10 protein-coding genes are annotated in these 13264 nt (G+C 68.9%); 5 read left to right on the forward strand and 5 right to left on the reverse strand.

Translation table 11 applies throughout. From position 1 onward, the window contains the following. Positions 1 to 149: 149 nt before the first annotated feature. Positions 150 to 3368, forward strand: a complete 3219-nt coding sequence (locus FXO19_RS00660) for an autotransporter outer membrane beta-barrel domain-containing protein (RefSeq protein WP_255516279.1) — start codon at positions 150 to 152, stop codon at positions 3366 to 3368. 166 nt (positions 3369 to 3534) lie between these two features. Here the strand turns inward: FXO19_RS00660 and FXO19_RS00665 are convergent, their stop codons facing one another. Then, on the reverse strand, positions 3535 to 4005 hold the full coding sequence (locus FXO19_RS00665) for an aminoacyl-tRNA deacylase (RefSeq protein ID WP_149193134.1): 471 nt from the start codon (positions 4003 to 4005) through the stop codon (positions 3535 to 3537). Positions 4006 to 4216: 211 nt separating this feature from the next. On the opposite strand from FXO19_RS00665, the gene FXO19_RS00670 reads away from it, so the two are divergent. Then, positions 4217 to 4630: a CBS domain-containing protein gene (locus FXO19_RS00670; RefSeq protein WP_149193135.1), complete on the forward strand. Its 414-nt coding sequence runs from the start codon at positions 4217 to 4219 to the stop codon at positions 4628 to 4630. Positions 4631 to 4830: 200 nt separating this feature from the next. Continuing rightward, positions 4831 to 5790 (forward strand): SDR family NAD(P)-dependent oxidoreductase, encoded by a 960-nt coding sequence (locus FXO19_RS00675; protein ID WP_149193136.1) that lies wholly within the window; start codon positions 4831 to 4833, stop codon positions 5788 to 5790. Positions 5791 to 6004: 214 nt separating this feature from the next. Here FXO19_RS00675 and FXO19_RS00680 read toward each other — a convergent pair whose 3' ends face one another. Next, positions 6005 to 7840, reverse strand: a complete 1836-nt coding sequence (locus FXO19_RS00680) for a DUF885 domain-containing protein (RefSeq protein ID WP_149193137.1) — start codon at positions 7838 to 7840, stop codon at positions 6005 to 6007. Between the two features lie 231 nt (positions 7841 to 8071). Between FXO19_RS00680 and FXO19_RS00685 the strand changes: the two genes are divergently transcribed. Beyond that, positions 8072 to 8515 (forward strand): tellurite resistance TerB family protein, encoded by a 444-nt coding sequence (locus FXO19_RS00685; RefSeq protein WP_149193138.1) that lies wholly within the window; start codon positions 8072 to 8074, stop codon positions 8513 to 8515. Here the strand turns inward: FXO19_RS00685 and FXO19_RS00690 are convergent, their stop codons facing one another. Both FXO19_RS00690 and FXO19_RS00695 read right to left on the reverse strand, forming a co-directional pair. After that, positions 8516 to 9463 (reverse strand): alpha/beta fold hydrolase, encoded by a 948-nt coding sequence (locus FXO19_RS00690; protein ID WP_149193139.1) that lies wholly within the window; start codon positions 9461 to 9463, stop codon positions 8516 to 8518. A 133-nt stretch (positions 9464 to 9596) separates the two neighbouring features. Next, positions 9597 to 10385, reverse strand: a complete 789-nt coding sequence (locus FXO19_RS00695) for an IclR family transcriptional regulator (protein WP_149193140.1) — start codon at positions 10383 to 10385, stop codon at positions 9597 to 9599. 313 nt (positions 10386 to 10698) lie between these two features. Here FXO19_RS00695 and fucP point away from each other — a divergent pair, with 313 nt between their 5' ends. Continuing rightward, on the forward strand, positions 10699 to 11982 hold the full coding sequence (fucP, locus tag FXO19_RS00700; RefSeq protein ID WP_149193141.1) for an L-fucose:H+ symporter permease: 1284 nt from the start codon (positions 10699 to 10701) through the stop codon (positions 11980 to 11982). 104 nt (positions 11983 to 12086) lie between these two features. On the opposite strand, the gene FXO19_RS00705 is transcribed toward fucP, so the two are convergent. After that, positions 12087 to 13241 (reverse strand): alpha-hydroxy acid oxidase, encoded by a 1155-nt coding sequence (locus tag FXO19_RS00705; protein WP_149193142.1) that lies wholly within the window; start codon positions 13239 to 13241, stop codon positions 12087 to 12089. Positions 13242 to 13264: the final 23 nt, after the last annotated feature.

Raw genomic sequence — 13264 nt, forward strand, 5'->3', positions numbered from 1 at the left:
GAATGTCCTACCCGACGCAGAAGCGCGGTCCGCGCTCCCGTGCACGAAGCTATGCGTGCCATCCGCCGCTGCCGCCGCTCTGGCAGCAATCCATCATCGACAATGCACGCCTCGAGGTTCGGCGCCTCGAGTCGCAGCGGCGCTTGAAGATGCTGTCGCTGTCCGTCGCGACCGCGGTGATGACGGGGGCGTTCGCACGGCCCGGCGCCGTGCATGCGGTCGACTACCAGGATACGATCACCGGCGTCGCCGACAACGATCGCGATGGCGGCAGCGGCGGTTACGACCCCGGCTACGACATCGTCGAGCAGGACGGCATGCTGCATTACCGCTTCGCCGATGGCGACAGCGTGGCGTTGGAAGGCGTCGACAACGACGTGCATGCAATGTCCATCACCAGCGGCAACCCGCCGGTGGCGCTCGACGTGGTCGGCGGCGGATGGCTGGAGCTGTCGGCGATCCGCGGCGAGAGCAGCACCGTGGGCAGCGCGGTCGGCATCCTCAACGACGGCAATACGGTCACCGTCAATGGCAACACCAGGATCTCCACCAACGCCAACGACCTGGATTTCGGTATGGTCCGGGGTAACGGTGCGCAAGGGGTGATCGGCCGCGGCCGCAGCACCACGATCTTCAACGGCGCCACCGACATCCACGCCCGTACGCAGGGCCATGCGCGTGCGGTCTGGGCCGATAGAACCAGCGCCATCATCTTCAACGGCCCGACCACGATCCTGGCCGAGAGCCGCGGCACGCTCGATGCGGTCTACAGCTTCGATGGCCGCATCACCTTCAACGGAGACACCACCATCTCGGCGCTGTCGATCTGGCCCAGCGACAACGCCCATGCGATCTACAACGACGGCGTCGGCAGCCGGCTGACGGTGAACGGCGACCTGTCGCTGACCACGGTCGCGATGGGCTCGACCGCATTCGGCGTGCGCAACCAGGGGAACATGGAAGTCAACAGCGACACCACGGTCGATGTCCAGGGGCCCCGCTCCACGCACGGGATCGCCAACACGCATTGGCGGGCGCGGATGACCTGGAATGGCGACGTCGACGTGCGCGTACGCAGCGAAGGGCCGGAAAACGGCTACACGCCGTTCGGCAAGCCCTCCGGACTCAGCAACGACCGCTCGCCCGGTGCGGTGATGACGTTCAACGGCGCCGTCAATGTCGATGTCGTCTCGGAAGCGGAAACCTACGGCACCGTCAACAGCGGCATCATCGACTTCACCTCGCCCACCGCACCGGTGTCGTTCACCGTCGCCGCCGCTTGCGACCCGCCCAACACCCCGAATTGTGACCGTGACGTGTACGGCGTCCGCAACTTCGGCACTGTCAACGTTGCCGGCGGCTTGACCGTGTCGACGACCGCGGCCGGCACCGGCGCTGCGTACTCGATCTGGAGCGTGCCGATCGACATCCAGGACGCCAGCGTCACCGTCAACCAGGCAGGCGGGCAGCGCGTGCAGCTCGACGGCGACATCGCGACCGCGACCGCGACCGAAACCGCCAACGGCAACATCGGCTCGGTCGACATCAATTTCGACACGTCCGATTCCTGGCTGCGCGGCATCGTCGTCGGCCGGCAGACCGATGCGGGATACAGCGTCGGCGGGACCGACCTGGAATTCTCCGGCGGCGCTGCGTGGATTCCGCAGGGCGCCGGCACGTTGAGCAACGATTTCGGCACGGGCTCGTTGGCCATCGGCAACGGCGGCACGATCGATATGGCCGGGCACTGGGGCGGCTTCGAACCCGGCGCGGTGCCGGATCACACTTATCGCACGCTGGTCGTCGACAGTAGCAGCGGCGCCAGCGCGACCCTGGAAGATGGCGCGAGGTTCATGCTGCTCAGCGACATCACCGGCATCTCCGGCACGGCCACAGCCGACCGGATCGTGTTCGGCAGCGGCATCGCGGCGTTCTCCGCGACCGGTACGCAGAACGTCGCCATCGTCTACGACCCGGTGCTGGACGACACCTCCTGGGTCGACGCAACGGCCCTGCGCGACGGCACCACGATCGAGGCCGCGGTGCCGATCGACATCGTCGACGCCAGCGCCGCCGCCGGCGGAGATGCCGCGTTCTCCTCCGTGGCGGGCCTGGACCGCGAGTGGAGCAACACCTTCGAGAACGCGCTGGTACGTTTCGCATATGCCCCGCAGGTGGCACTGAGCGACGACGGCAGCAAGGTCGTGCTGACCGGCATCGCCATCCGGGGGACGGATGACGGTGGCGGCGGCGATCCGGTCGGCGGCGGCGATCCGGGCGGCGGAGAAGATGGCGGCGGCGAGACCGGTGGCGGCGAAACCGGCGGTGGCGAGACCGGCGGTGGTGAGACGGGTGGTGGTGAAGGGACCGGTGGTGGCAACGGCGACGGCGGTGGTTCGGATACGGGCGACGGTACGGGCGGCGGAGCCGTCGGGATCCGGCCGTCGGAAACCGTCCTGACGGCGGCCGAGGCCGTGGACAGCGCCGTCGAGCTGTGGAAGCTCGGCGAGTCCGGCGCCCTGCGGCGCGTGCAGGGTCTGGTGCGCGGCGGCGATGCCGACCGCGCCGGCGTCTGGGCGCGGATCGACGGCGGCAGGCTGACCGCGGATTCCGCGTACTCCCGCGGTCATCGCCAGGACTACAGCGGCGTGAGCGCCGGCGCCGATCGTCGCTTCGCGCTCGGTGCCGGTGCCAACTTCACCGGCGTCAGCGCAGGCCGCATCCGTTCGACCGCGGACTACGCGCAGGGCAGGGGCGAGCTGACCGGGACCACGGTCGGCCTCTACAGCACCTGGATCGCCGACGGCGGCGCCTACGTTCTCATCGGGGCCGAAACCACTTCGCTGGAGAACCGCTACACGGCCCGCGATTCCACCGGTACCGACATCGCCGGACGCTACCGGACCCGCGCGCGACGGCTGCACGCCGAAGGCGGGTATCCGTTCCGGTTCGCGCAGTCCTGGTACGTCGAACCGCAGCTCGGCGTGTCCGTCGGCGTCGTCGACGGCCGCGAGCATGTGACCAGCAACGGCGTGCGCGTCGCCCACGACGATTACGACATCTCGTTCGCGCGCGCCGGCGTCGCCGTCGGACGGACGTTGCAGGGCCCGCGGCTGGGCGGCAATGCGTACGTGCGCGCGTCCGCGCGGCACGACTTCGGCGACGATCCGCGCATTGCGGCTTCCCGCGACGGCGGTGGCATCGTTCCCGAGACCGCCGACCGTACCGGCACCGGCGGCGAGTTCGCGGCGGGCGCCGATCTCGCCGTCGGCGCACGCACCGGCCTGTTCTTCGAGGCATCGCGGACGACCGGCACCCGGACCGAACGCGACTGGGGCGTCCGCGCCGGATTGCGCTACAGCTGGTAGCGTGTCGGCCTCATGAAGAAGCGCGTGCCCGGCGCGAGGCGGCGACCGGCTCGGGAGATCGGGCGCGCGCGTCGTCTCCGGAATAAACCACGGAGGCGAAGCGCCATGCGCGCGGCGTCCCGTTCCGGCTTTCGGTCCGCACCGATGGGATCGGTCGCGTCCCCGGTCACATCACATGCGCCATGTAGAGCAGCTCCGGTTGTGTCAGCCGTTCGAACTCGGCGTATGGCATCTGTACCACGTCGGTGTGCGAGCCGGCGTTGAACGCGATTTCACCCGCGTCCATGGCCAGGCGCGCGTCGACATACACCGGAACCCCGTAGAGATTGCCGAACGGCGGCATCGCGCCGAGTTCGCAATCGGCGAACACGTCCTTGAACTCGTCCTCGCTGGCGAGTTCGACTTCGGGTCCGCCCAGCGCACGCGACAGCCGCGTCAGGTCGACGCGGTAGGCGGCCGGCATCACCAGCATCGCCAGCTTGCCGTCGACCTTGAGCATGACGGTCTTGGCGAAACTGCGGTTGCCGACGTGCGCGGCATTGGCGGTCTGGCGTGCGGTGACGGTGCGATCGTGGGGGAGCGTGGTGTACGGCGCGTGGCGTTCGTCGAGAAAGCTGTGCAGGCGTGGGGAGATCATGGTCGCCTCCGTTGCGGCGCGGCCGCCATCCGTGCAGCGGTGCCGTGTGGTGGGCTGAATGCGCGCATCTGGCGTCGCATGGCTGCTGCGTGCGCGTGACGCACCCGCGAGCGCAGCATACTCCCTGTTCCGGCAGCGCGCTGCCGCGACACTTGGCGCTCCTTTCACGGTACCGGCGGTAGAGTCGAATTTCTTTACGGAGGAACGCGAAATGAAAGTCAGCGAGATGATGACACGCGATGTCCGCGTGGCCTCGCCCGACCAGACGATCCGCGACGCCGCAGCGGTGATGGCAGAGCAGGACGTCGGCAGCCTGCCCGTCGGAGAAAACGACCGCCTGGTCGGCATGATCACCGACCGCGACATGGTCGTGCGCGCAATCGCGAAAGGGCACGGCGCCGACACGCACGTGCGCGACGTGATGACGGACGACATCAAGTACTGCTACGACGACGAGGACGCCGACCGGATCGCCCGCGACATGGCGGACCTGCACCTGCGGCGACTGCCGGTGATCAACCGCGACAAGCGGCTGGTCGGCATCGTGTCGCTGGCGAACGTGACACGGACCGGCGACGGCAAGGCCGCCGAAACGGTGCTGCAGGGCGTGGCGCAGCCGCACTGACGGCGACTCAGCGAGGCGGCTGGACCACTGCGTCTACCGGACGACCGAATTCAGTCTGGCTACCCATGTGGGAGCGACGGAAGTCGCGACCCGGTGGTGTCGCGACTTCCCGGCGGTGGCATGTCACGCCACTCTCGCAAGAGCGAGGCGGTAAGCTCCAGTGCCGGGCGCGTGCGCGCCCATCCAATGGAGATCGCTGGATGCCGGTTGCACCGACCCGCCGCCGCTTCGTCAAGGCCGCCCTCTTGGCAACACTCGCGCCCGCGCTCGCCCGGGCAGCGGCCACGCCAGTCGTGGCCAGCGGGTTCGGTCCGCAGTCGACGGCCGAGGAAGTCACCCGCGGGCTGGACCTCACCGGCCGTACCGCCGTGGTCACCGGCTGCAACTCCGGGATCGGCTTCGAGATCATGCGGGTGCTGGCGTTGCGCGGCGCGCACGTCATCGGCACCGCGCGCACTGCGGAGAAGGGGCGCGAGGCCTGCACCCGCGTGCAGGGCAGGGCCACGCCGGTGGTGCTGGAGCTGACGGATTTCGATTCGGTCGTCGCCTGCGCGACGCGGATCGAGGGGATGGGCGTACCCGTCGACATGCTGGTCTGCAACGCGGGTATCGTGCTAGGCGAACACGAGCAGGTGCACGGGCTGGAGAAGCAGTTCGTGGTCAACCATCTCGGCCACTTCCTGCTGACCCATCGCCTGCTCGACCGGGTGCGCGAAGCGCCGCAGGGTCGGGTGGTGGTGCTGGGCAGCGGCGACCATCACCGCGCGCCGCCCGGCGGGATCCAGTTCGATTCGCTTTCGGGCCAAGGTTGGCATGCGCGCGGCTACAGCCACTCCAAGCTGGCCAATGGGCTGTTCTCGCTGGAACTGGCTCGGCGCCTACACGGTACCCGTGCCACCTCCAATTGCGTTTCGCCAGGCCATGTCAGGACCAATATCCTGCGCAATGTCGGCAACGGCTACGGAAAGAACGCCCGGACCGTGCATCAGGGCGCCGCGACCCCGTGCTACGTCGCCGCCCACCCCGCAATGGCGGGCGTGAGCGGCGGGTTCTTCAGGGATTTCGAACCGGCGGAGCAGAGCGGAGACCAGACCGATGCCACGATGGCGGCGCGGTTGTGGGCCGTGTCCGAAGCGCTGACGCGGGAGTACCTGGCATGAGCGGCGCGCCGGCGCGTTCGTAGCCTCCTCCCGCTTGCGGGACGGGCCGGGCGAAGCAGGGTTGGGTGAGGGTGCGGCGAAGTCGCGATGGGTCAGGCGCCTGCCGCTTCGCCGTACCTTGCGGTGGGGCAAGGTCCACCCTATGCGGGTGATAGGGTGGCCTTGGCCCACCATTGCGGAAGAAGGGATTCGTCGACACTCGCGCAAAGCGGCCTTAGCCGCCGCTGCGGATGTAGGCGTCCACTTCCTGCTCCAGAACGGTCAGCGGCACCACGCCGGTGAGCAGGACGCGGTTGTGGAGCTCGCGCGGATCGAAGCGCTCGCCGAGGGCGTCGCGGGCCTTGTCGCGCAGGCGGATGATCTCCAACTGCCCAACCTTGTAGGACGTCGCCTGGCCGGGCATCACCACGTAGCGCTCGACCTCCGAGGGCGAGATGCCGTAGTCGATCGCCTGCTGGCGGGTCCAGCGCATGGCGTGCAGGCCGGTGTCGACGACCAGCCGGCGGGCGCGGAACAGCTCGGCATCGAGCTGACCGAGCCGTCCTTCGAGGTCGCCCTCGTACCAGCCTTCCTCGGCCGCCAGGCGCTCGGCGTACAGCGCCCAGCCTTCGCTGAAGGCGGAGATGCCGCCGAACGCGCGCGTCTGCCGGAACTTCGGCAGGTCGCGGTTCTCCACCGACAGCGCGATCTGGAAATGATGGCCGGGCACGGTCTCGTGATAGACCAGCGTACGCAGGCCGAAACGGGTCAGCCGGTCCTTGCGCAGCGGCATCTGGTACACGCCGGGGCGCGAGCCGTCGAGCGGGGGCGGGGTATAGCTGGCGGCGGCGCTGGCCCAACGGAATTCCGGATAGGGCCGGGCGACGACTGGTGTCTTCGGGCGGATGTCGAACAACGCGTCAGAGCGCCGCTCGGCGTCGCGGATCATGGCGTCGATGTCGGTCATGATCTGCACGCGGCCGGCATCGGTCTCGGGATAGGCGAGGTCGGCCTTGAGCTGCTCGACGCGCGCTTTCACCGTGCCCTCGCTGCGGCCGAGCGAGCGCAGGATCTCGTCCATCTCGGCCTCGATCCGCGCCACCTCGCGCAGCCCGAGCTGGTGGATCTGCTCGGCGCCGAGCCCGGTGGAGGTGAACTGGCGCAGGCGATGCGCGTAGGCTTCGGCGCCGTCATCGAAACGCCACAGCCCGGCATCGTCGGTGGCGTGGCCGAGCTGCGATTCGAGCACCGCGATCGCCTCGCGCCAGGCCGGGTAGACGCTGTCGGCGACGATGGCGGTGGCTTCGTCCACCAGCGTCCGGCGCGCGGCTGCATCAAGATCGTCGATCCCGGCGAGCCGTTCGGCGAAGGTGGCGACCAGCGGGTTGGCGGCCGGCTCGGGCGAAATGAACTGCCGCATCTGCATGATGGTGGACTGCAGGATGAAGCGCGGCGGCAGGATGCCCTTCGCGGCCAGGTCGCGGGCGCGCTGGGCGGCTTCGCCCATGCGCTCGTCGAACAACCGCAGGCGGGCCAGGTAATTGTCGGCGTCCTGTGCGCTGCGCACGGGGTGCACCACGGTCATCAGGTTGGGCAAGCCGACGTTGGCGCCGCCGAACTGGTTGAGCGGGTACTGGTAGTCGCTGTAGCGGTCGCCCTCGATTCGGGTCCGCAGCAGCCATTCCAGCAACTCGGCGGAGACGCGTTCGTCGTCGTCCATCGTCGCGCGGTCGAATGTCTCCAGTTCGGCCAGCCCGCGGCGGGCGAGGGCGATGGTCTCCTCGTCGAACTGTGCCGTCTGCGGCGTCAGCTGCCGGTCCATCGCGACCTGGGTCTCGCCCTCGAAATAGCGACTGCCGGTCGCCGAGGACGGCTGCCGCAGCATCCACTCGTCGGCGAAGGTCTCGAAGAAGGTTGCGATCGATCGTGCCTGCTGCGTGGCCGCGGCTTGTTGCGCGCCGGTCGCGGGCGCAGTGGCGGGAGGCGCGGAAGCGCAGGCGGCGAGCACGCCCGCAGCGACGACGACGGCAAGCCGCGACAGCACGGGACGAGAACGATCACGATGGATCACGGCAGTTCCTCGGTTGGAGACACGGCGTCAGGGTACCGTCCTCGGTGCAGCGCCGGCGAGTCGGCTCCGGGAGCCGCCACCCGCGAGAGCGGGCCATGCCCGCAATGCCGATGTTCTCGGAACCATCGCGAAACCCGTGCTGTCAGATCTGGCAGGCCACCCTCCAGCAGGAATTGCCGTTGAAATCATCCAATCCTTCCCGGGCGATCCCGCCGAGCGTGGGCCGATGCCATGGTTGACTGGTTCCAGAACCTCAAAGGCATCGTCACCCGCCATGAGCCGGCCGACGACCCCCACGCACTGCCCCGGGCCGCCGCCGCGTTGATGCTGGAGATGGCGGTAGCCGACGACGGCGGCGAAGACGCCGAGCTCGAAGTCGTCCATCAGGCGGTGCGACGGACCTTCGGGCTCGATACGGGTGAGCTGGACGAACTGCTCGACCAGGCCCACCAGGCGAAGCGCCAGTCGGTCTCGCTGTACGAATTCACCCGTCAGTTGCGCACCGGCCTCGCCCCTGAGCAGCGCGCCGAGCTCGTCGAGTGGTTGTGGCGGGTGGCATACGCCGATACGCGCCTGGGCATGCACGAGGAACACCTGGTGCGGCGCCTGGCCGACCTGCTGGCGGTGCCCCACCAGGAATTCATCCGTCGCAAGCTGCTGGCGAGGGGCGGTTGACTACCCGCCCGCCTGCACCTGTTCGGCCCAGCTCTTGGCGTCGCTCCCGCCGTTGAGGAACGGCAGCACGGTATTGGCCATCTCCGGTGCCATGAACATCTCGTAGTGGGTCAGGTTCGGCAGGATGGCAAGGCGGTTCTGCGACATGTGCTCGCGCATCCAGCCGGCGTCCTTCTGGCCGCCGCCGAGCAGCCGGTAGAACTCGACGATGTGTTCGGGACGGAACATGTCGCTGTCGCCGAAGATCAGCATCACCGGCATCTGCAGTTTGGCGACGTCGGTCGACCAGTCGTAGGGCTTGCGCATCAACTCGCCCATCCGGTCCAGGAGCCGCGGGAAGTCGTCCACGTTCGGCGCGATCTCGCGATACGACTGGTACATCGGGGTGTCCTTCATCGCCTCGGCCATGTCCGCGCCGACCTGGGCCTGCATCGGCAGCATTTCCGGGTGGAATCCGTCCTGGGAGAAGCCTGCCGATGCGATCGCCAGCCGGCGTACGCGCTGCGGATGCTGCGCGGCCAGCCGGAACGCCACGCCGCCGCCGAACGAATAGCCGAGCACGTCGACCTGGTCGTAGCCGAGCGCCTGCAGCAGCGCCGCCATGTCGTCGCCGATGTCAACCGGGTCGATGGGACGATCGCCCAGCGTGGTGCGGCCGTGGCCGTGCAGGTCGACGCCGATCACCTGGCGCTCCGCGGCCAGTATCGGCAGCACCGGACCGAACATGCCGGTCGATCCCAGTCCGCCGTGCAGCAGCAGCAGGGGCTCGCCCTGTCCGCGGATCTCGTAGTAGTAGTCGACGCCGTTGATCGGCAGGCGCCCGCTTTTCGCGACGGCGGCCGCCTCGGCGGCTTCGGGTGGAGCCGTTTTTCCGGCAAGGACCGGGGCTGGGATCAGGGATGCGGCAGCGGTGCAGGCCAGCAGCATGAGGGTTGCGAATCTGGGCATGGTCGTCTCCTGCGAGTCCGGTGCCGGGATGGCTCCGGATGGTCTTCGCTGAAACGACGAATGCCGCCACGGGAGATCGACATACCGCGAGAGATTCGTTCGGCGAGCCCGGCTCGCTCCCGCCGGCGTGCCGTCAGCCGGCCGTGCCGGACCCGGCGCCGTACATCAGCGCATGCGAGATCTCGTCCGCCGCCTTGCACAGCGCGGCGGCGACCGCATCGGTGCCGATCCGGGCCGGATGACGCTCGATGAACGGAACGGTCAGCGCGCACACGGCGTGGTCGTGCTGCAGCACCGGCGCGGACAGGTCGATCACGCCGTCGACCACGTCGCTGGCCGCGCGGGCATAGCCAAGCGCGCGCGCCTGGTCGGCACGCTCGACGAAGCGTGCCTGGTCCAGCGTCGGCTCGGACTGCAGCAGCATCTGCAGCCAGCGCGCGCGGATCGCCTCGCTCTGGAACGCGAACAGCAGCAGGCCCGAGGTGGAATGCGCGAGCGGCCGGCGATGCCCGACCCGGACCACCAGGCCGATGTCGCCGGGGGCGTCCACCCGCGCGATCACCACGATCTGCTCGCGCGAGGGCACCACCAGGTGGCAGGGCTGCTGGATCCGGTCGGCCAGCCGGTGCATGACCGGCAGGGCCGCTTCGACCGCGCTCTTCACCGGCGGCTGTTCCATGCCCAGCATGAACAGCCGGTTGGTCAGCGCGTAGCCGGACTCGCCGGGTGCGCGTGCGATATAGCCGCGCTCCTCCAGCACCTGCAGCATGCGGAAGATCTCGCCCTTGGAGCGGCCGACGCCCTCGGAGATCTCGGTCATGCTCATCGGCGCCGACGCGCGCGCCAGCAGTTCCAGGATGTCCAGGCCCTTGTCCAGGGCCGGCGCCCGGTACTTCGGCAGGTTGCTCGCGACCGTGCTCATGTCTCCAGGATCCTCCCGCGTGCGGTGCGTCTCGGCGGCGGTGCGTTCCGCGGCGCCGCATCCGCCTATTCTGTTCGACTTCGGGTTGCCGGTGTGTCCGCCGTGCGCCGGCCGAACGCGGCGCGGCGCCCGGTCGGGCGTAATTCGAAGACACGCCGCGCGTTCGACCCGCACGAATTCACGATCTGCGTTTCAGCATATATGAAATTCAACTTCATATTTGCATGTCACGGCGGCCGCCACTATGCTCGAATCCGGGCGCATGCGCCTGCACGATTGCTTCCGGCGCGGTACACCTTGGGAGGGGTAGGGCATGCAATATCGTCAGCACGCGGCCGCGGTCACCGGCGCCGCACGCGTCGCGATCGTTCCGCTGATCCTGATCGTCAGCCTGTTCTTTTTGTGGGGCGTGGCGAACAACCTCAACGACATCCTGATCAAGCAGTTCAAGAAAGCGTTCGAGCTGTCGGACCTGCAGGCCGGGCTGGTGCAGAGCGCGTTCTACCTGGGGTATTTCGTCTTCGCCCTGCCGGCGGGCATGTTCATGCGCCGCTTCGGCTACAAGGGTGCGGTGGTGACCGGCCTGGTGCTGTATGCGGCCGGCGCGTTCCTGTTCCTGCCGGCGGCGCAAACGCATACCTACGGAGTGTTCCTGCTGGCGCTGTTCGTGCTGGCCAGCGGGTTGGCGTTCCTGGAAACCTCGGCCAATCCGCTGGTGACGGTGCTCGGCCCGCGGCAGGGCGCGGCGCGGCGGCTCAACCTGGCGCAGGCGTTCAATCCGCTCGGCGCGATCACCGGCGTGCTGATCGGTCGCTATTTCATCTTCTCCGGCGTCGAGCACACGCCGGAACAGATGGCGGCGATGGAGCCGGCGGCGCGCGAGGCCTACCTGGCCTCGGAGTCGGCGATGGTGCAGGGGCCGTATCTGGTGATCGGCATCATCGTCGTGCTGTGGGCGTTGCTGGTGCTGTTCACCAGGTTCCCGCGCGTCGACGAGGGCGCCGACGGCGGCAGCGGCTTTGCCCACCTGGGCAAGCTGCTGCGCAACGGACGCTTCGTGTTCTCGGTGGTCGCGCAGTTCTTCTACGTCGGCGCGCAGGTCGGCATCTGGAGCTACCTGATCCGCTACGCCCAGGACGTGGTGCCCGGCACCCCGGAGCGGACCGCCGCCGATTTCCTCACCGCCTCGCTGGTGTTGTTCATGATCGGGCGCTTCGTCGGCACGGCGTTGATGCGGCGGGTGGCGCCGGCGCTGCTGTTGGCGGTGTTCGCCGCGGTCAACGTATTGCTCGCGGCGGTGGCGATCGCGATGCCCGGAACGGTCGGGCTGTACGCGCTGGTCGTGGTGAGCTTCTTCATGTCGGTGATGTTCCCGACCATCTTCGCTATGGGCCTGGACCGGCTGGCAGACGATGAGCGCAAGCTGGGTTCGTCGCTGCTGGTGATGGCGATCGTCGGCGGCGCGGTGCTGACCGCGGCGATGGGGCTGACCTCGGACCTGTTCGGCATCCATTGGGCCATGGCGGTGCCGCTGGCCTGCTTCGTGGTGATCCTGGGGTTCGCCTGGCGATATCGGAGGGTGGAGGCGGTTGTATGAGGTAGGGTGCGCCTCGTCGCGGACGATGATGGTGGGCCAAGGCCCACCCTATCATCCGCATAGGGCGGGCCTTGGCCCACCGCAACGCTACGGCGAAATGGCCGTCACCACGGACTCCCGTCCGCCCGCAGCAGGATGTCGCGGTTCACGGCGCGGACGTCGGTCTGGCCGGTCAGGGCCATGCTCACGTCCAGTTCCTTGCGGATGATCTCGAGCGTGCGGGTCACGCCGGCCTCGCCCATCGCGCCGAGGCCGTAGAGGAAGGCCTTGCCGATCAGGCCGCCGCGCGCGCCCAGCGCCAGGCCCTTGAGCAGGCTCTGTCCGCTGAGGATGCCGCCGTCGAACAGCACCTCGGTACGGTCGCCGACCGCATCGACGATCCGCGGCAGCATGTGCACCGACGCCGGCGCGCCGTCCAGCTGGCGGCCGCCGTGGTTGGACACGACGATCGCGTCGATGCCGGCGTCGGCGGCCAGGCGCGCGTCCTCGGCGTCGAGGATGCCCTTGACGATCAGCTTGCCCGGCCACGACGCGCGGATCCATTCCAGGTCGCGCCAGTTGAGCGTCGGGTCGAACTGATCGGCGATCCACTGCGCCAGCGTGGTCAGGCTGTCGGCGCCGCGGATGCAGCCCTCCAGGTTGCCGAACGAGCGGCTCGGCGCGCGCAGCACGCTCCACGCCCAGCGCGGCTTGCCGGCGATGTCCAGCAGGTTGCGCAGGGTCAGCTTGGGCGGCACGGTCAGGCCGTTCTTGATCTCGCGGTGGCGCTGGCCCTGCACGGTGAGGTCGACCGTCAGCATCAGCGCCGGACACTGCGCGGCGGCGGCGCGCTGGATCAGCTCGCGGGCGAAGCCGCGGTCGCGCATGACGTAGATCTGGAACCAGAACGGCGCGTCCACCGCGGCGCGCACCTGTTCCAGCGAGCAGATCGACATCGTGCTCAGACAGAACGGGATCCCCGCCTTGGCCGCCGCGCGCGCGCCATGGATCTCGCCGCTGCCGCACTGCAGTCCGGTCAGGCCGGTCGGTCCGATCGCCAGCGGCATCGACACCGACTGCCCGGCCAGCGTGGTCGCCAGCGAGCGCCGGTCCACGTCGACCATCACCCGCTGCCGCAGCCGGATCGCCTCCAGCGCGGCGCGGTTGTCGCGCAGGGTCAGCTCGTCGTAGGCGCCGCGGTCGGCGTATTCGAAGAACGCGCGCGGCACGCGCCTGCGCGCCAGTTCGCGCAGGTCGAGGACGGTGGTGATGGGTTCCATGGCAGTCCCTCTTTGCGTCGGTC

Source organism: Luteimonas suaedae, assembly GCF_008312895.1.
GTDB classification, from domain to species: Bacteria; Pseudomonadota; Gammaproteobacteria; order Xanthomonadales; family Xanthomonadaceae; genus Luteimonas; species Luteimonas suaedae.